Here is a 16,148-nt window from a genome sequence, read left to right on the forward strand (position 1 = left end):
CGGCGTGGGTCTCGAGTCCAGCGCTTCGACTTCCCCCCTGCGGGCTACACAGTGCGAACGGGCGTGTGTCTGCACAGAGCGAACCCTCTCCCTCGGGAAAGGGTTGGGAGCGACGGATGCGGCCTGGCAAGCCAGGGCTCACGGCCCGTCGGGCATTCACTCGCACGAACCGGCTCGCGCGCGAGCGCTCAGCGCCCTTCCAGCACCCGCATCAGCTCCTCCGGCTCTCTCGGCACGGCCTCCGTGAGCACCACGTTGCCGTCTGCGCTGACCGCCACGTCGTCCTCGATGCGAACGCCGATGCCGCGCCAGCGCTCGGCTACACCGCGCAGGTCGGGCGGCACGTAGATGCCCGGTTCGACCGTGACCACCATGCCCGGCTCGAGCAGGCGCGCGTGGCCATCGACGCGGTAGTCGCCCACGTCGTGCACGTCCAGCCCGAGCCAGTGGCCCGTCTTGGAGGGGAAGAAGGTCTTGTACGCCCCGCTCTCGATCGCCGCATCGGCCGCGCCCTTGATCAACCCCAGCGCGCACAGGCCCTCGGCGATCACCTGCACCGCCGCGTGGTGCGCGGCGTCGAACGGGCGACCTGGCTTGACCTCGTCGATCGCCGCCTGCTGCGCGGCCAGTACCACTTCGTACAGCGCGCGCTGCTCGCGTGACCAGCGGCCGTTGATGGGGAAGGTGCGCGTGATGTCGGAGGCGTAGCAGTCCACCTCGGCACCGGCGTCGATCAGCAGCAGGTCGCCGTCCTTGAGCGGCGCGCGGTTGGCCACGTAATGCATGGTGCATGCATTGACGCCACCGGCGACGATCGGCGGAAACGCCGGCACCGCACCGCGGCTGCGCATCACCCGCAACAGCTCCGCCTCGACTTCGTACTCCTGGCGCCCCGGCCGCGCAGCCGCCATCGCCGCCACGTGCGCCTCGGCGGCAATGCCAGCGGCCTGGCGCATGAGCTTCAGTTCGCCGCGCGACTTGTAGAGCCTGAGGTCGTGCAGCAGGTGCCCCAGCGCCACGAACTCCTTCGGCACCACGCCACCGCCGCGCAACTGGCGCAGGCGCCGCATCCAGCCGAGCAGTCGTGCATCGAAATCCGGTTCGCGCCCGAAGTGGCAGTACACCCGCGCGCGCCCCTCGATCATGCCGGGCAGGATGTCGTCGATATCCTCGATGGGGAACGCATCGTCCAGCCCGAAGTGGCTGACCGCGCGCTCGGTCCCGGCCACCTCGCCGTGCCAGCGCTCGTGCGCCGGATCGCGCTCACGGCAGAACAGCACCGCCTCGCCGTGCGCCCGCCCGGGGAGCAGTGCCAGCACGGCGTCCGCTTCCGGAAAGCCGGTGAGGTAGTGGAAGTCCGAATCCTGCCGGTACGGCCAGGCCGCGTCGGCGTTGCGCATGCGCTCGGGCGCGGCAGCCACCAGCAGCGCCGCGTCGGCGCCGGCCATGCGCATCAGCTGGCGCCGACGGCGCGCGAATTCGGTGACGGCGATGCTCAATGCAGCGTATCGTTCGCCGGGCGCTGGGCGCTGTGGCATTCGGCGAACAACAGCATGGCGCCCATGCGCACGAACTCGTGCACCTCGATCAGCGCATCCTCGTCCTCGCTCTCGTCGCCGAAATCGAACGCCGAGCTGGCGATGGTGGTGAGGTCGCGCAGGATCTCCTGCGCCTCGTCCGACAACTTCGCATGTGCGCCCGCGCCGGCCAGGCCGAAGCCGCCAAGGAAACCGCGGCACCATTCCACCAGCGCCTCGGCACGTTCGGCCAGCGGGCGGTCGTCCGCCGGTAACAAGGGTTCGAAGCCGAGTTCGGGGTCGGCCAGCTCGCCGCGGGACTGGGTCGCCAGCCGCTCCAGCAGCGCCTGGTCATGCGGCGCCGGCACGACCGCCTCGCCGCCCTCGAACTCCAGCGCCGCCAGCAACGGCTGCCTGTCCAGCGCGCCGCCGCCGGCCAGGTAACCGCAGAGCGAGCCATGCAGTTCGCTGGCATCCGCGCCGATGCGCATGCGCACGAGTGCGGCATCCAGCTCGTCGTAGCCGAGCATATCGGGTGCAGTCATGGGGGCTCTCCGCGGTAATCGGTCACCCAGTCTAATCGGCCCGGGCTTTGTAGGCGTGCCGCACCTTTTCCCGCGGCAGGCTTGCTATATTTCACACCATGAGCACGCCCGATCCCGTCCAGCAGGAATTGGCCACCCTGAACCAGCAGCTGGACCGCCTGCTGGACCTCGTGCGCCGGCTGCAGGAGGAAAACCGCAGCCTGCGGCACAGCCAGGAACAGCTGGCCAACGAACGGGCGGGCCTGATGGCGCGCAACGACCAGGCACGCACGCGCGTCGAGGCGATGATCCAACGGTTGAAAGCCCTCGAGAACAACGGCTGATGAGCAGCACGCCTCCCTCTGCCTCCGAGCCGGTCGCGCTGCGCCTGCTGGACCGCGAATTCCTGATCGCCTGCGCCCCCGAGGAACGCGACGGCCTGCTCGCCGCGGCCACCTTTCTCGACCAGAAGATGCGCGAGCTTCGCGCCAACGCACGTACGCCGGGTTTCGACCGGCTGGCGGTGCTGGCGGCGATCAGCGTCACCCACGAATACCTGGGCCTGCGCAAGCAGCACGACGGGGCTGATCGCAGCGTGACTGACGGCCTCGCTGCATTGCGCCGCAAGCTTGAAGCGGCGCTCGACGCGCAAGTAAGATAGTCCCCGGCGTTTTCTGCGGTGTGCGCCAGCACACTCTACATTTGCCTTGTTCCTATATACGGCCCCGGGTCGGCTTCACATGGTTGTTGTGCATGTCCGCCGCGTGCGGAAAGCCTTTAAGGCCATGTAGCCCTCCCACCTGATCCAAGCGGATCAAGGTCGTTCGGTGGGCAGCGGCATCGTGGTTGACGCCACCCCTTTTCCCCGCCTGGCCGACGTTGCTGCAACGCCGGCCGGGCGCGAGCGGCGCCGGTGGCGCCGTCTTCCAGGAGATGCGCCGTGGACGCCACCGCCCAACGCCGCGAACTGCGCGAGCATCTCGCCGCGCGCCGCCGCGCGCTGACGCCGGCGCAACGCATCGCCGCCGCGCAGGGCCTCAGGCACAGCCTCGAACAGCTTCCCGAGTACCACACAGACGCACGCGTGGCCGGGTACTGGGCCTGCGACGGCGAGCTGCCGCTCAACCTGGTGATCCCGCCGCTGGCCGCACGCGGGCAGCGCTTCCTGCTGCCGGTGCTGGGTCAGGACCGCGAACTGCGCTTTGCCCCCTGGTCGGCCGGCGAAAATGTCGAGCCCAACCGCTATGGCATCCCCGAGCCGGTGGCGCCGCGCGAATGGTTCGCGCCGTTCCAGCTCGACCTGGTGCTCGTGCCGCTGCTCGGCTTTGATCGCCAGGGCCATCGGCTTGGCTATGGCGGCGGCTGGTACGACCGCAGCTTCGCCTTCCTGAACGACCAGGCGCGTCCGACCGAACCGCTGCTGGTGGGCATCGCATACGACTTCCAGGAACTGCCGGTCATCCGCGCCGAGCCCTGGGACGTGCCGCTGGACTATGTCGCCACCGACCGCGAGCTGATCGATTGCCACCCGGAGGCCCACTGATGAGCGAGCGGCCCTACACGCACTGGCTGATGAAGTCCGAGCCGGACACCTTCTCCATCGATGATCTCAAGCAGCGCAAGCGCGAGCCCTGGGACGGCGTGCGCAACTACCAGGCGCGCAACTTCATGCGCGATGGCATGCGCAAGGGCGACAAGGTGTTCTTCTACCATTCCAACTGCGCCGAGCCGGGCATTGCCGGCATCGCGGAGGTGGCCAGCGAGGCCTATCCCGATCCGAGCCAGTTCGATCCCAAGAGCAAGTATTTCGATCCCGCCAGCTCGCGCGACAACCCGCGCTGGATGCTGGTGGAGGTCAAGTACGTGCGCAAGCTCAAGCGCGTGATCACGCTGGACGAGCTCAAGAACCAGCCCGCACTCGCCGACATGGCGCTGGTGCGCAAGGGCAACCGGCTGTCGGTGATGCCGGTGGGCGCGCAGGACTGGGCGTTCATCCTGGCGCTCGAATAGCTACCCATCCATCACCGGCCCGACGGCGGGCGGCCCTCCCCAAGGAAACTTCCATGAGCAACGAAAAGCGTCTCGCTGGCGAGGCTGCCATCCGCTACGTCGAGGATGGCGCCATCGTGGGCGTCGGCACCGGCTCGACCGTGGCCTTCTTCATCGACGCGCTGGCCGGCATCAAGCACCGCATCCATGGCGCGGTGTCGAGCTCCGAGCAGTCGACCGCGCAACTGAAACGGCACGGCATCCCGGTGCTCGACCTCAACAGCACCGGCCCGCTCTCGCTCTATGTCGACGGCGCCGACGAGTGCGACCCGCACAAGCGGCTGATCAAGGGCGGCGGCGCGGCGCTCACCCGCGAGAAGATCATCGCCGAGGCCAGTGCCCAATTCGTGTGCATCATCGATTCGGGCAAGCGCGTGGACCTGCTTGGCCGCTTCCCGCTGCCCATCGAGGTGATTCCGATGGCGCGCAGCCTGGTCGGCCGCGAGATCGTCAAGCGCGGCGGCCAGCCCGTCTGGCGCGACGGCGTGGTGACCGACAACGGCAACTGGGTGATCGACGTACACGGCTGGCAGATCACCGACCCGGTGTCGCTGGAGGCCGAGCTGAACCAGATCCCGGGCGTGGTCACGGTCGGACTGTTTGCGCGGCGGGCCGCCGACATCGTGCTGGTCGGCGACAAGGCGATGTAGCGCCGCCCTCCAAAGGGGAGGCGGGAGAGCCGTTGGGCTTGCCGCGAGACACACGTAGCCGGCGAAACCCCTACCCCACCAAACCCTCCCGAGGGAGGGTGTTCCTTGGGCGGTCGCTCAGACCGTGCGCACGCCGTTCCTGCCGAAGCGCAGGTGCCGGCTGGCCTGCCGAGCCTCCTGCAAACGGCGCTTGTGCGCACTCAGCAGGTCGCCGCGGGTGATGATGCCCACCATGCGATGCGGCGCGTCCTTGCTCACGACGATCAGTCGCCCGACCTGCTCGGCAACCATGTGGTCGGCCGCCTCGCGCAACGAGTGATCTTCCTTGACCATGATCGGTGGCCGGGTCACCAGATCGCCCAGCGCCAGCGAATACGACCACTGCGGATCGAGCAGGCTGCGCCGGGTCAACACGCCCAGCACCTGGTTGTTCTCGTCGACCACGGGGTAGCCTTGGTGCTGCGAGTCCGGCGAACCCTCGTTCAACCAGTTGCGCACCTCGCCCAGGGTCTGGGTGGTGCGCAGGGTCACCACGCCGCGCGAGCAGGCGTCGCCGGCCGCCACCTGGTCCAGATAGTCGGCCGCGTATTCGGAAGGCACGCGCACGCCGCGCCGGGCGATCTTCTCGGTCATGATGGTATTGCGCATCATCAGGGCCGAGATCAGGTAGGCCGCGGTGCAGCCGCCCAGCAGCGGCAACAGGCCGGCTGGCTGGCCGGTGGTCTCGAATGCGAACACCACCGCGGTCAGCAGCGCGCGCGAGGCGCCGGCAAAGATCGCAGCCATGCCCACCAGCGCCGCGATGCGCGGGTCGATGCCGAACTGCGGCAGCAGCGCCGCCAGGCCCAGGCCGATCAGTGCGCCAAGCGCGCCGCCGATGGTGAACAGTGGCGCCAGCGTTCCGCCGGAGGTGCCGCTGCCCAGCGAGATCGACCAGGAAATGAACTTCATCACGCAGAGGAAAAACAGCGTGTGCAGGGTGAACTCGCCGCTGACGATGCCCTCGATGTTGGTGTAGCCCACGCCCAGGGTCAGCGGCGCGAAATAACCGACCACGCCCACGGCGATACCGCCCAGCGCCGGCCACCACATCCAGTGGATCGGCAGTCGCTCGAACGCATCCTCGATGCCGTAGACGATCCGCGTGACGCCCACGCTGATCAACCCCAGCACCGCCCCCACGGCCACATAGCACGCCAGTGCGACGGCACCCGGCTCGGCCAGGGCTGGCATGGCGAAGACCGGCGCCGTGCCCTGGAACGCATAACGCACCGAGGTGGCGGCCACCGTGGCGAGTGCGACCGGGATGAGCGAACGCGGGCGCAGTTCGAACAACAGCAGTTCCACCGCCAGCACCACCGCCGCCACCGGCGAGGCGAACACCGCCGCCATGCCCGCGGCGGCACCGGCCGCCAACAGCACCTTGCGCTCGCCGCCGGTGACGCGCAGGAGCTGCCCGATGAACGAGCCGAGCGCACCGCCGGTGGCGATGATCGGGCCCTCCGCGCCGAACGGGCCGCCGGTACCGATGGCGATCGCCGAGGACACCGGCTTGAGGAAGGTGATCCGCGGCGGGATCTTCGATTCGTTGAGGAGGACCTGCTCCATTGCCTCGGGAATGCCGTGGCCACGGATGGCGCGCGAACCCCAGCGCGCCATCGCGCCGACGATCAGGCCACCGATCACCGGCACCACGATGACCCAGGCGCCAAGGTGATTGCCGGCCGGCGAGGAAAAGGCGGTGGACACGCGGCCATAGAAGGCCAGGTTGGTGACCAGCCCGATCAATGAGGTCAGCACCTGCGCGATGAGAGCCGCCGCCACGCCGAGCACCACCGACACCGCAGTGATCCGCAGCACCCGCCGGTCGACCAGCGTGGAGCGTCGCGGCATGCGCGTGGCATCGAGACTGACCCCCAGCGCGGGAGAGAGGGGCAAGGCGTCCGTGCTGCCTTCCAGGCGCACGCCCGGCGGAGGTGCCGGCTTCTCGGAGGGGGAAGTCATGGAAATACCGCGAGTCAAAACGGGGATTTTACGCTTCCCCGCCCAGGAACCGAAGGGCGGCTGCCCGTGAGGCCTTGTGCGCCGCCGCCGGTCGCCCTAGGGCCGTCGGCCAAAGCGCATGCCACCGTGGTGCAGTATCCCTCCGGCCGCGATCGGGCGGCCCTCCGCGGATGGCGCATGCGCCGGCAGCGGCGACCGCCATGCAGGCACCGGAAAACTTAACGCAACCCCCAGTTTCGACGTTCGCCTTCGCGAAAAAATCACGATTGCAAGGTAGAGTGCGATTGCTCAACCAGTGAGCAGTCCAACAAAGGGGACATGGCTATGATCAAATTCCTGCCGCGCCGCGCACTCCTCGCCGGCCTGGTCGTCATGGGCTTTTCGGCTTCTGCCGTGGCGGCGACGAGCACGGGCCTGGGTCAAGCCTGGCCGAATGCACAGGACGTGAGCGCAAGCACGCATTGGCATGTGTACACGTTTGCCAACAATGGCGTGCAGTACTTCCAGGTGAACGACCTCTACGGCAACGTTCGGGTGGCCTTCGCCAGCATCAATGGGCAGTTTCTGGTGTTGCCCATGGGCCGGGATGCCCAGCGCCTCTCGACCCCGCAGCAGACCGCCTCGACCAGCAGCACGGCCGTGCCGTTGACCTCGTACGCCGAAACGGTCTACCAGGGCAGCGACCTCCAGGTGCAGGCGGTACCCATGAGCGATGGCACCACCACGTTCACCGCAGCTCCGACCACGTCCAGCGCGACGGTTGCGCCGTGCAACGACCCGGTGGAGTGCAGCAGCCATTCGCCGTGAGCCCGCGGGCGACCGGAAGTGAAAAAACCGCCCCATGGGCGGTTTTTTTTCGGGGATGGCCGGGAGGAAACGCTTTCGGGGGCCAGGATCAGGCGAGCTCGGGATCGAACAGCATCAGGCTGATCCGGTTGCCGGTGCCATGGGCGCGCACGTGCACCTTGCCTTCGAAAATGCCGGCGCGGTCCTTGAGCGCACCCAGTCCCATGCCACTCCCACCGAGCGCCGACTGGATGTCGTCCCAGCGCACGCGCGCCAAACGCTCGTAGTCCACGTCGCTGTCGACGCACAGCACCGCCCAGCGCCGGCCACCGGCGTGGCCACCGCGCAACCGCACGCGCACCTTGCTGATGTTGCGCTTGGCACAGGCAAGCGCAATGGCCTCGGACGCCAACCGGTACAGGGCCATATGGACACTGGTGGACAGCTGTTCGACGTCGCCCTGGATGTCGCACCAGTAGACGATGCCGCCTTCGTCCAGCGCGCGCGGGATCGAACCTTCCCGCAGGGCGGCCGGCAAGCCGCGGTCGCGCCAGGAGAGCGGGTACAGCGAATCGGCCAGGCGATAGATCTGGTGCTGCGCAACCGCGGCCTGGCGGTAGTAGGTGCGCTCGTCGGTCCCCGGCAGCAGGCAGCGCAGCCGGCCGAGCAACTGGGTGTAGGAGGCCTGGATCGCCCCGCTCATCTGCTCCAGCGCATAGGACGTCTGCCGCAGCTGCAGTTCGCCCAGGTAGACGTTCCGCTGCGCCATCGCCAGGGCCAGGCGCGAGTCCATGCGCTCCTGCTTCTCGCGCTGGTGCAGTACCGCGATCCGCGCGCCGAGCATCAGCATGGTGGTGATGGTGAAGGCAATGAAGGCCTGGGCCTGGACGGTTTCGTGGTCGCGCACGACCGGCATCGTCAGGATGACGGCCACGCTTGCCGCGGTACCGCCGATCGCAGCCCCGCGCCAGCCATGGCGCAGCGACAGCCAGGCGACCGGCAGGAACATCGCCATGCGGGCGGCCTGGCTCGCATCCCCGGCGACGCCCGAGGCCAGCCAGACCAGCAGCGCCAGCGCCGGCAGCAGCAGCGAAACGGTTTCGAGAACCAGCCGGCTTTCGGAAAGGCCCGCCAGGATCTGGCGGAACGGCCGGCTCATGAGTTCCTCGCGCACCGCCAACGCCAGCGGGACGATGGTGAGGATACCGATATACGACCCCAGGAAATACCAGCCGGCAGCCGTACGGAAGTCGTACTGCGGCTTGGTCGTCGCCACCAGCAGGGCGGTGGTGTCGGCGAGCGTCCAGACGACCGAGACCAGCAGCGAACAGAGCAGCAGGACGTTGATGCTGGTGATCGAGCGTGACGGGAACAGCCGCCGCTGTTCCCTGCAGAAGCGGACGATCGGCATGGCCAGGCCGATGGGCGGCACCAGCATGACGGCCGACCACATCCACCCGTACTGGTCAAGGCAACTGAAGCTGATGTAGCCCAGCGGCAGCAACTCGCCGACCAGCAGCGCCGGCCAGTAGCGATAGGGCATCAGCATGAGCGCGCACAGGCGCACGCCCGCGAACAGCACCCAGTGGGAGAACGAGATCTCGCGGAGCAGGAGGTAGCTCACTGCGTAGCCGGCCGCGACCGCCAGCTGTCGAAGCCAGATGTTGTCCCAGGTCCTTGTCAGCATCGTCCTACCCCCTTGGCATGGATGGCCTGAATCGCCCCAATTCCGCGACCGGTCCACGTCGGCATGTTATTCCGCCTATACAACAATTTACTGCGTGAAAAACCAGTGAAACCAACAACCTATCGAGTCCCTGCCGACGACGCTCATCGTAGCGCAAGCCGGCCCGGTACAACGTCTGGCGGCGAGGTCCCGGTGTGCCCTGCGTCGCAGGATCGGCATCCAGCGCCCACCGCCGCCATCGAACATGCCGGCTTTCCGTCGCCCATCCCCATACATGCAAAAAAGAGGCCCGCCAATGGCGGGCCTCTTTCGTTTGGCTGGGAGACTAGGATTCGAACCTAGATAAACGGAGTCAGAGTCCGTTGTCCTACCGTTAGACGATCTCCCAAAACCCTTCGGAACGATGCGCTCTGACCGGATGCATCGCCCCTCGAAGCGGATGTTAGCGCTTCGAGAACTGGGTGGCGCGACGAGCCTTGTGCAGACCGACCTTCTTGCGCTCGACCTCGCGGGCGTCGCGGGTCACGAAGCCGGCCTTGCGCAGCGGCGACTTCAGGGTTTCGTCGTACTCGATCAGCGCGCGGGCGATGCCCAGGCGGATCGCACCAGCCTGGCCGGTGATGCCGCCGCCGGCGACGGTGACCTTGATGTCGAACTTGTCGGCGCTCTGGGTCAGCTCGAGCGGCTGGCGCACGATCATGCGCGAGGTCTCGCGACCGAAGAACTGGTCGAGCGGCTTGCCGTTGACTTCGATGGCGCCGTTGCCCTTGCGCAGGAACACGCGGGCGGCGGAGGTCTTGCGGCGGCCGGTGCCGTAATTCTGCTGGATAGCCATGGGTTTCCTTAGATCTCCAGCGCCTGCGGCTGCTGGGCGGTATGCGGATGTTCGGCGCCGCCGTACACCTTGAGCTTGCGATACATCGCGCGGCCCAGCGGGTTCTTCGGCAGCATGCCCTTGACGGCGATCTCGATCACCCGCTCCGGATGCGTGGCCAGCATGTCCTTCAGACTCATGGTCTTGAGGTTGCCGACGTAGCCGGTGAAACGGTGGTACATCTTGTCGTCCAGCTTGGCGCCGGTAACCGCGACCTTGTCGGCGTTGACCACGACGATGTAGTCGCCGGTATCGACGTGCGGGGTGAATTCCGGCTTGTGCTTGCCGCGCAGGCGGCGGGCGATCTCGGTGGACAGACGGCCGAGCGTCTTGCCCGTCGCATCGACCACGTACCAGTCGCGCTTGACGCTTTCCGGCTTGGCGCTGAACGTTTTCATCTCAAGAATACCTGTCTGCCGCCACGGGGGCGGTTAGCGGAATCGGTGGAACAAAGGCGCGAGATGATAGCGGAGCCATCATCGATCACGCAAGCCTGCCGGTCGGCCGACTGTGAGCTGCCAATGATAGCATGCCGACCATGCCCGAGAACAAGTCCGAGCGCATCCCCGCGCTGGCCGACCAGTGTGTGCAGTGCGGCCTGTGTCTGCCGGCGTGCCCGACCTATGCGCTGGATGGTAACGAAGCGGAATCGCCGCGCGGGCGCATCGCCATCGCCGCGGCCTTGGCCAAGGGGCTGGCGCCGGTGTCGGACGGGCTGCGCGAGCCTCTCGACCACTGTCTTGGCTGCCTGAACTGCGAACGGGTATGCCCCGCCCAGGTGCGCTTCGGCGAGCTGCTGGTGGAAACGCGCGCCATGCTCGGGCCTGCACCAGGGCGACCACGCGTACTGCTCGCGGTGGCAAAGCGGCCCGCCTTGCTGCGATGGACCAAGTTGCCCGGCCTGCGTCGCTGGTGTGAGCGCCTCGCACACGGGCTGCCGGAACGCTCCCGCTGGCGTGCGGCGCTGGCCCTGGCCGCCCTGAAGCCGTCCACGCAGCCTCAGCCCATGGCCGGACGAGCACGGCACGCATCGGCGCTGCCCAGGGTGGCGCTTTTCCCCGGATGCGTCGGCAGTGTGGACGACGCGCCGGCGCAACAGGCGGCGGTCACCCTGCTCGAGGCTGCCGGTCATCCGGTGACACGCCTGCCAGCCTTCTGCTGCGGCGCGCTCGACGCCCACGGCGGTGACACGCAGGCGGCCGCGCGCGCGGCGCGGCGCGTACGGGAAAGCTGGCGAACCAGTGGCGCTTCGATCCTGGTGACGGTCACACCCGGTTGCCTCGGTCAACTGCGCAGCGCCCTGCCCGGCGTGGCAGTAGAAGATCCCTACGCCTTGCTCGCGGCCCGGGCCGATCAGCTGCACTTCCGGCCGGTCCCGCAACGCGTGGCGCTGCATGTGCCGTGCACGCAACAGAATGTGGCGCGCAGCGCCGAGGCCTTGCAGAAGCTGCTCGCGCGCGTGCCGGAGCTGGAGGTAATGCCGCTCCCGGCGCGTTGCTGCGGTGCCGCTGGCAGCCACATGCTCGAGTTCCCCGACCGCGCAGCGGGCTTGCGCGCCCCCACGCTCGAGGCCATCGGCGCGCTGGCGCCGAAGGCGCTGCTGTCGTCCAATATCGGTTGCCGGTTGCACCTGGCCGCGGGCCTGGTCGAGCAGGCCATGGCTGTGCCGACCCTGCATCCGCTGGTGCTGCTGGCGCGGCAACTTCTCCCGGGACATCCGTCATGAACATTCGCACGCTCTCCCCGCTCGACCGCCTGCTGGCAGGCATCGAGCGCGCCCTGGAAACCGTCGCCGGTGCGCCGGAAGCCGCGCGCCCCTCGCCCGCGGCACCGCTGGAGGATGCAACGCTGGACGAGGCCGAGCGCCGCCACGCCGCCGGCCTGATGCGCATCAACCACACCGGCGAGGTTTGTGCGCAGGCGCTGTACGACGGCCAGGCCGCGCTCGCGCGCGACGAGGAGACGCGCCAGCACCTCCAGCACGCCGCCGACGAGGAAACCGACCACCTCGCCTGGTGCGCACAGCGCCTGCGCGAACTGGAAAGCCGGCCGAGCCTGCTCAACCCGTTGTGGTACGCCGGCAGCTACGCGATCGGCGCAGCCGCTGCACTGGTCGGCGACAGGGTCAGCCTGGGCTTCGTGGTGGAAACCGAACGCCAGGTGGAAGCCCACCTGGAAGACCACCTGCAACGCCTGCCGCCACGGGACGAACGCTCCCGCGCGGTGCTCGCACAGATGCAGGCCGACGAAGTGCGCCATGCTGACAACGCCCGTGCACGGGGCGGCATAGACCTGCCCTTCCCGATCCCCGGGCTGATGCACCTGAGCTCGCTGGTGATGAAGAGCGTCGCCTACCGCATCTGACTGTGGCACCTGCTTTGCTGGAGTGCCTCAGGGCGATGCGCTTTCATCGGCACGGTAGCGGGAGCTCGTCCGCAGGCGGCTCCTGCAGCCAGCGTCACCGGCAGTAGCCCCAGCCACCAGCCTCCACGTGGAAGTGGCTGCGGTGCTCGCGGTTATAGTCCGGTCCCAGCACCAGGCCGGCCACCTCGCAGGCGCGGTTGTGCACGCGACGCAGGAAAGCCCCGGCCTTGCCCTGCGCATGCCAGTCGCCGGCGATATCGAGCCGATGGCCGTCGGCCAGCTCAAAGCCGGCCAGGTCGATCGCCGCGGCCCGCGCGTGGCGGCTGAGCGGCGCGTCGGCGCGGCCGTAGATGTTGCGGCAGGCGTAGCTGCCGACGTGGTCGACCTGGCGCACCGTGGTGCCGTAGAGCTGCCCCGCGGCGGGCTGCAGCACCTGGCGATCGAGCAGCACCAGCGTTGCCGCCAGCGGGCAGGTGACGATCGCCGGTGGCGCGAGGGCCGCCACGCCGGTACCGCGGAGGCGGACTGCGTCGATCCAGCCGCACCCGCGCGGGGCATGGCGGTCGGGCATCGGCGTGAAGCGCGCGCCCGCCTGCGCCAGCGCCGCCTTGCACGCGCGTGGCTCGTGCGCCAGCCGGTCCAGCTTGTAGCGGAAGAACAGCTCCGGCGGCGCACGCAGGTCCAGCGGCGCCCACGGGTTGTAGCGGTCCGGCGGACGCCAGCCACGCGACCACACCAGCGCCAGCAGGGCGAGCAGCAGCAGGAACAGCAGGAGGGCGCGCATGCGGCCAGCCTAGGCACCGCGCTGTGCGCGCAACGAAAAACCCCGCCTCGCGGCGGGGTCTTCGTTACATCAGGTTGCGGCCGTGGAACAGTTCCTCGATCTCGCGCTTGAGCAGCGACTCGATCCGCTGGCGCTCCTTGAACGAAAGGTCGTCCGCGTGCGCCTCGAACAGATAGGTGTCCAGGTCGAAGTCCTTGATGTGCATCTTCGTGTGGAAGATGTTCTCCTGGTAGACGTTGACGTCGAACATCTCGTACTTCTGGCGGATGTGGCGCGCCAGGTAGTCCTGCACCGAGTTGATCTTGTGGTCGATGAAGTGCTTCTTGCCCTTCACGTCGCGGGTGAAGCCGCGCACGCGGTAGTCGCACACCACGATGTCCGACTCGAAGCTGTCGATCAGGTAGTTCAGCGCCTTCAGCGGCGAGATCACGCCGCAGGTGGCCACGTCGATGTCTGCGCGGAAGGTCGCGATACCGTTGTGCGGATGCGTTTCCGGATAGGTGTGGACGGTGATGTGGCTCTTGTCCATGTGCGCCACCACGGCACCGGAGATGGTGTCGCGGCCAAGCTTCTCGACCACCGGCTCCTCGGAGATGAGGATGGTGACCGAGGCGCCCTGCGGGTCGTAGTCCTGGCGCGCGATGTTGAGGATGTTCGCGCCGATGATCTCCGCCACGTCGGTGAGGATCTGCGTCAGGCGATCGGCGTCGTACTGCTCGTCGATGTATTCGATGTAACGCTGGCGCTGGTCTTCGGACACCGCGTAGCAGATGTCGTAGATGTTGAAGCTCAGAGCCTTGGTCAGGTTGTTGAAGCCCTGCAGGCGCAGGCGCGGGAGCGGTTTCACCACGGCGACTCTCCATGGCCGGGATACGGCCAGCAGATGAGGCGGGTTAGCAGCAAGGGTCCCCGCGAAAAGAAAAAGACGCGCCAGGACCCTCATCCTGCGCGACCCGAGTTTCCGGCTGGCGTGCAGCCTGGCCGAAAGACTTCGAAGTATGCGGCAAAACCCGGGAAAACAGAACTCACGGGTGCAAGCGCGTCATCTCTTGATCAGGCGAGACGCGTGATGCATGGTAACGCCATGGCGGCAGCGCCTTGGCTCACCAGCGGATACTCTCGTGGCGCAACTCAAATACCAACTCCAGCAGGCATTCGAACGATCCCAGGCACCGCTGAGCTTCGCGCCGGACCCGGCATCGATGGAGCGCTTCCTGGCCCTGTGCCATCGCCGGCGCTACCCCGGCAAGACCGCGATCATTCGCCCGGGTGATCCAGCCAATACGCTCTACTACATCATCGAAGGCTCGCTCGCGGTCTGCACCGAGGACGAGCAGGGTCGCGAATTGATCCTGGCCTACTTGAACCGCGGCCAGTTCATCGGCGAGATGGGCCTGTTCGTCGAGCAGGCGCAGCGCGAGTCGATCGTGCGCAGCCGCACCCCTTGCGAGATGGCCGAGATCAGCTACGAGCGTCTGTTCCAGCTGATGGAAGGCCCGCTGCGCGAGGAATGCCCGAAGATCCTCTTCGCGATCGGCTCGCAGCTGACCAACCGCCTGCTGCGCACCTCGCGCCAGGTCAGCCGCATGGCCTTCATGGACGTCACCAACCGCATCTCGCGTACGCTGCTGGACCTGTGCCAGGAGCCCGACGCCATGACCCATCCGGACGGCACGCAGATCCGCATCTCGCGCCAGGAAGTCAGCCGCATCGTGGGCTGCTCGCGCGAGATGGTCGGCCGCGTGCTCAAGCAACTCGAAGAGCAGGGCATGATCGACGTGTCCGGCAAGACGATCGTGGTCAAGGGCACGCGCTGACGCTTCCCCCCCGCTGCCTACTGGTTACGCGGCAGCCTCAGGGCTGCCGCGTCGTTTCGGGCCGGTAGATCATGTAGACGTCCGCGCGCTCGTAGTGCGAGCCCGCGCGCACCGATGGCTGCATCACGAAGCCGGCCTTTTCGTACATCCGCAACGCCGTCTGCAGGCGGCTGTTCGATTCCAGGAACAGCGTCTTGCCGCCGCGCCGCTGGAACTCCGCGATGCACGCCTCGAGCAGGCGCTTGCCGGCGCCCAGGCCACGGAAGGTCTCGTCCACGCCCATCTTGGTCAGCTCGAACACGCCGGGCGATTCCTGCAGCAGTGCGCAGGTACCGATGACCGCCTCGCCCAGGCGGGCGAAATAGATCGCGCCGCCCGGCTGCAGGATGTAACGCTCGGGCTCGCCCAGCACCGCGCGGTCGATATCCTCGATGCGGAAATGGCGCTCCAGCCATTGCGCGTTCAAACGGTAGAAGTGTTCGCGTAACGCCGGCGCGTACGGGACGATCTCCAGCGGCGTCGCCTTGATCGCCTTGTGCTCGGCCAGGATGGCGTCGGCTACCGGGCGCTCCTGCAGCGCGCGTTCGCAAGCTGCGATGGCGTCCAGCAGGTGGTTCGCCTGCGCTTCCAGCGAGGTGCCAACGCCGCGTTGCACGGCGCACCAGATCGGCCCGAGTCCGCCGAGCGCCGTGTGCGCCTTGTCGGTGAGTTCCAGCACGGTACGACGGCGGTCGGCCGGGTCACGCCGGCGGTGGACCATCCCGGCACGCACCAGCTTGTCGGTGAGCTGGCTCACGGCCGAATGGGTCTGGCCGATCGCCTGGGCCACGTCGGTCACCGTGCTCGGGCCCGTATCCCACAGGTAACGCAGCACCGGCAGCCAACGCGATTCGATTGGCGCGCCGAGCGTGCGGTAAACCTGATCCGCCGCGCCGTAGAAGTGGTCGCTGAGTGCCTTCAGCCGGCTGCCGAGCGCCAGCTTGCCAAGCGATGCCAGATACATGCGATGCGGCCGTCCAGGGATACGTAAGCACTAACGTATTTCGGACGGCGCAGGCTTGCAAGCTCCTCCGCGGGCACCTGGCCGGGTGC

The 16,148-nt window shown here is 67.8% G+C and carries 18 protein-coding genes, 1 tRNA gene and 1 other RNA gene; 10 read left to right on the top strand and 10 right to left on the bottom strand.

Features of this window, described 5'->3' with window-relative positions:
• Positions 1–188 precede the first annotated feature (188 nt).
• The gene (locus ACFWZU_RS10665; RefSeq protein WP_439701496.1) at positions 189–1,538 is read right to left on the bottom strand and encodes an aminopeptidase P N-terminal domain-containing protein; all 1,350 of its coding nucleotides are present in this window, start codon (positions 1,536–1,538) and stop codon (positions 189–191) included.
• Positions 1,496–2,062, bottom strand: coding sequence for a UPF0149 family protein (locus tag ACFWZU_RS10670; protein WP_439701497.1), 567 nt, complete (start codon positions 2,060–2,062; stop codon positions 1,496–1,498). Before ACFWZU_RS10670 ends, ACFWZU_RS10665 begins: the two co-directional genes overlap by 43 nt.
• A gap of 98 nt (positions 2,063–2,160) precedes the next feature.
• On the opposite strand from ACFWZU_RS10670, the gene ACFWZU_RS10675 reads away from it, so the two are divergent.
• The 6 genes from ACFWZU_RS10675 to rpiA all read left to right on the top strand — a co-directional run bounded on the left by ACFWZU_RS10675 (position 2,161) and on the right by rpiA (position 4,740).
• A complete protein-coding gene (locus ACFWZU_RS10675) occupies positions 2,161–2,385 on the top strand; it encodes a TIGR02449 family protein (RefSeq protein WP_209617550.1) in 225 nt (74 codons plus the stop codon).
• Positions 2,385–2,702, top strand: a complete 318-nt coding sequence (locus ACFWZU_RS10680) for a cell division protein ZapA (RefSeq protein WP_439701498.1) — start codon at positions 2,385–2,387, stop codon at positions 2,700–2,702. Before ACFWZU_RS10675 ends, ACFWZU_RS10680 begins: the two co-directional genes overlap by 1 nt.
• A 7-nt stretch (positions 2,703–2,709) precedes the next feature.
• A non-coding RNA gene (gene ssrS / locus ACFWZU_RS10685) (6S RNA) lies at positions 2,710–2,894 on the top strand.
• 87 nt (positions 2,895–2,981) lie between these two features.
• Positions 2,982–3,584, top strand: a complete 603-nt coding sequence (locus tag ACFWZU_RS10690; RefSeq protein WP_439701499.1) for a 5-formyltetrahydrofolate cyclo-ligase — start codon at positions 2,982–2,984, stop codon at positions 3,582–3,584.
• Entirely contained in the window at positions 3,584–4,051 is a 468-nt protein-coding gene (locus ACFWZU_RS10695; RefSeq protein WP_439701500.1) for an EVE domain-containing protein, read from the top strand. Before ACFWZU_RS10690 ends, ACFWZU_RS10695 begins: the two co-directional genes overlap by 1 nt.
• 53 nt (positions 4,052–4,104) lie before the next feature.
• Positions 4,105–4,740 (top strand): ribose-5-phosphate isomerase RpiA, encoded by a 636-nt coding sequence (rpiA, locus tag ACFWZU_RS10700; protein ID WP_439701501.1) that lies wholly within the window; start codon positions 4,105–4,107, stop codon positions 4,738–4,740.
• Between the two features lie 117 nt (positions 4,741–4,857).
• On the opposite strand, the gene ACFWZU_RS10705 is transcribed toward rpiA, so the two are convergent.
• Positions 4,858–6,744 (bottom strand): chloride channel protein, encoded by a 1,887-nt coding sequence (locus tag ACFWZU_RS10705; RefSeq protein ID WP_439701502.1) that lies wholly within the window; start codon positions 6,742–6,744, stop codon positions 4,858–4,860.
• A 324-nt stretch (positions 6,745–7,068) separates the two neighbouring features.
• Here ACFWZU_RS10705 and ACFWZU_RS10710 point away from each other — a divergent pair, with 324 nt between their 5' ends.
• A complete protein-coding gene (locus tag ACFWZU_RS10710; RefSeq protein ID WP_439701503.1) occupies positions 7,069–7,551 on the top strand; it encodes a hypothetical protein in 483 nt (160 codons plus the stop codon).
• 88 nt (positions 7,552–7,639) lie between these two features.
• Here the strand turns inward: ACFWZU_RS10710 and ACFWZU_RS10715 are convergent, their stop codons facing one another.
• The 4 genes from ACFWZU_RS10715 to rplM all read right to left on the bottom strand — a co-directional run bounded on the left by ACFWZU_RS10715 (position 7,640) and on the right by rplM (position 10,489).
• Positions 7,640–9,217: an MASE1 domain-containing protein gene (locus tag ACFWZU_RS10715; protein ID WP_439701504.1), complete on the bottom strand. Its 1,578-nt coding sequence runs from the start codon at positions 9,215–9,217 to the stop codon at positions 7,640–7,642.
• Between the two features lie 314 nt (positions 9,218–9,531).
• A tRNA-Gln gene (locus tag ACFWZU_RS10720) sits at positions 9,532–9,605 on the bottom strand.
• Between the two features lie 54 nt (positions 9,606–9,659).
• On the bottom strand, positions 9,660–10,052 hold the full coding sequence (rpsI, locus tag ACFWZU_RS10725; RefSeq protein WP_231350512.1) for a 30S ribosomal protein S9: 393 nt from the start codon (positions 10,050–10,052) through the stop codon (positions 9,660–9,662).
• 8 nt (positions 10,053–10,060) lie between these two features.
• On the bottom strand, positions 10,061–10,489 hold the full coding sequence (gene rplM, locus ACFWZU_RS10730) for a 50S ribosomal protein L13 (RefSeq protein ID WP_439701505.1): 429 nt from the start codon (positions 10,487–10,489) through the stop codon (positions 10,061–10,063).
• A 140-nt stretch (positions 10,490–10,629) separates the two neighbouring features.
• Here rplM and ACFWZU_RS10735 point away from each other — a divergent pair, with 140 nt between their 5' ends.
• Positions 10,630–11,817, top strand: a complete 1,188-nt coding sequence (locus ACFWZU_RS10735; RefSeq protein ID WP_439701506.1) for a (Fe-S)-binding protein — start codon at positions 10,630–10,632, stop codon at positions 11,815–11,817.
• On the top strand, positions 11,814–12,455 hold the full coding sequence (gene coq7, locus ACFWZU_RS10740) for a 2-polyprenyl-3-methyl-6-methoxy-1,4-benzoquinone monooxygenase (RefSeq protein ID WP_439701507.1): 642 nt from the start codon (positions 11,814–11,816) through the stop codon (positions 12,453–12,455). Before ACFWZU_RS10735 ends, coq7 begins: the two co-directional genes overlap by 4 nt.
• Positions 12,456–12,549: 94 nt before the next feature.
• On the opposite strand, the gene ACFWZU_RS10745 is transcribed toward coq7, so the two are convergent.
• Positions 12,550–13,239: an extensin-like domain-containing protein gene (locus ACFWZU_RS10745; RefSeq protein WP_439701508.1), complete on the bottom strand. Its 690-nt coding sequence runs from the start codon at positions 13,237–13,239 to the stop codon at positions 12,550–12,552.
• Between the two features lie 64 nt (positions 13,240–13,303).
• Complete coding sequence (gene speD / locus ACFWZU_RS10750) at positions 13,304–14,089, bottom strand: adenosylmethionine decarboxylase (protein ID WP_091334588.1); 786 nt, start codon at positions 14,087–14,089, stop codon at positions 13,304–13,306.
• A gap of 271 nt (positions 14,090–14,360) precedes the next feature.
• Here speD and crp point away from each other — a divergent pair, with 271 nt between their 5' ends.
• The gene (gene crp, locus ACFWZU_RS10755; RefSeq protein ID WP_342451875.1) at positions 14,361–15,056 is read left to right on the top strand and encodes a cAMP-activated global transcriptional regulator CRP; all 696 of its coding nucleotides are present in this window, start codon (positions 14,361–14,363) and stop codon (positions 15,054–15,056) included.
• A 37-nt stretch (positions 15,057–15,093) separates the two neighbouring features.
• On the opposite strand, the gene ACFWZU_RS10760 is transcribed toward crp, so the two are convergent.
• Positions 15,094–16,059: a bifunctional helix-turn-helix transcriptional regulator/GNAT family N-acetyltransferase gene (locus ACFWZU_RS10760; protein ID WP_439701509.1), complete on the bottom strand. Its 966-nt coding sequence runs from the start codon at positions 16,057–16,059 to the stop codon at positions 15,094–15,096.
• Between the last annotated feature and the right edge of the window lie 89 nt (positions 16,060–16,148).

The organism is Frateuria sp. GZRR33, assembly GCF_051900425.1.
Taxonomy (GTDB): Bacteria; Pseudomonadota; Gammaproteobacteria; order Xanthomonadales; family Rhodanobacteraceae; genus Frateuria_A.

What these genes read in the sequence shown, in the direction of transcription:
- ACFWZU_RS10665 (WP_439701496.1), bottom strand. Translation starts at nt 1,538, where the DNA reads ATGCCACAGCGCCCAGCGCCCGGCGAACGATACGCTGCATTGAGCATC.
- ACFWZU_RS10670 (WP_439701497.1), bottom strand. Translation starts at nt 2,062, where the DNA reads ATGACTGCACCCGATATGCTCGGCTACGACGAGCTGGATGCCGCACTC.
- ACFWZU_RS10675 (WP_209617550.1), top strand. Translation starts at nt 2,161, where the DNA reads ATGAGCACGCCCGATCCCGTCCAGCAGGAATTGGCCACCCTGAACCAG.
- ACFWZU_RS10680 (WP_439701498.1), top strand. Translation starts at nt 2,385, where the DNA reads ATGAGCAGCACGCCTCCCTCTGCCTCCGAGCCGGTCGCGCTGCGCCTG.
- ACFWZU_RS10695 (WP_439701500.1), top strand. Translation starts at nt 3,584, where the DNA reads ATGAGCGAGCGGCCCTACACGCACTGGCTGATGAAGTCCGAGCCGGAC.
- rpiA (WP_439701501.1), top strand. Translation starts at nt 4,105, where the DNA reads ATGAGCAACGAAAAGCGTCTCGCTGGCGAGGCTGCCATCCGCTACGTC.
- ACFWZU_RS10705 (WP_439701502.1), bottom strand. Translation starts at nt 6,744, where the DNA reads ATGACTTCCCCCTCCGAGAAGCCGGCACCTCCGCCGGGCGTGCGCCTG.
- ACFWZU_RS10710 (WP_439701503.1), top strand. Translation starts at nt 7,069, where the DNA reads ATGATCAAATTCCTGCCGCGCCGCGCACTCCTCGCCGGCCTGGTCGTC.
- ACFWZU_RS10715 (WP_439701504.1), bottom strand. Translation starts at nt 9,217, where the DNA reads ATGCTGACAAGGACCTGGGACAACATCTGGCTTCGACAGCTGGCGGTC.
- rpsI (WP_231350512.1), bottom strand. Translation starts at nt 10,052, where the DNA reads ATGGCTATCCAGCAGAATTACGGCACCGGCCGCCGCAAGACCTCCGCC.
- rplM (WP_439701505.1), bottom strand. Translation starts at nt 10,489, where the DNA reads ATGAAAACGTTCAGCGCCAAGCCGGAAAGCGTCAAGCGCGACTGGTAC.
- ACFWZU_RS10735 (WP_439701506.1), top strand. Translation starts at nt 10,630, where the DNA reads ATGCCCGAGAACAAGTCCGAGCGCATCCCCGCGCTGGCCGACCAGTGT.
- coq7 (WP_439701507.1), top strand. Translation starts at nt 11,814, where the DNA reads ATGAACATTCGCACGCTCTCCCCGCTCGACCGCCTGCTGGCAGGCATC.
- ACFWZU_RS10745 (WP_439701508.1), bottom strand. Translation starts at nt 13,239, where the DNA reads ATGCGCGCCCTCCTGCTGTTCCTGCTGCTGCTCGCCCTGCTGGCGCTG.
- ACFWZU_RS10760 (WP_439701509.1), bottom strand. Translation starts at nt 16,059, where the DNA reads ATGTATCTGGCATCGCTTGGCAAGCTGGCGCTCGGCAGCCGGCTGAAG.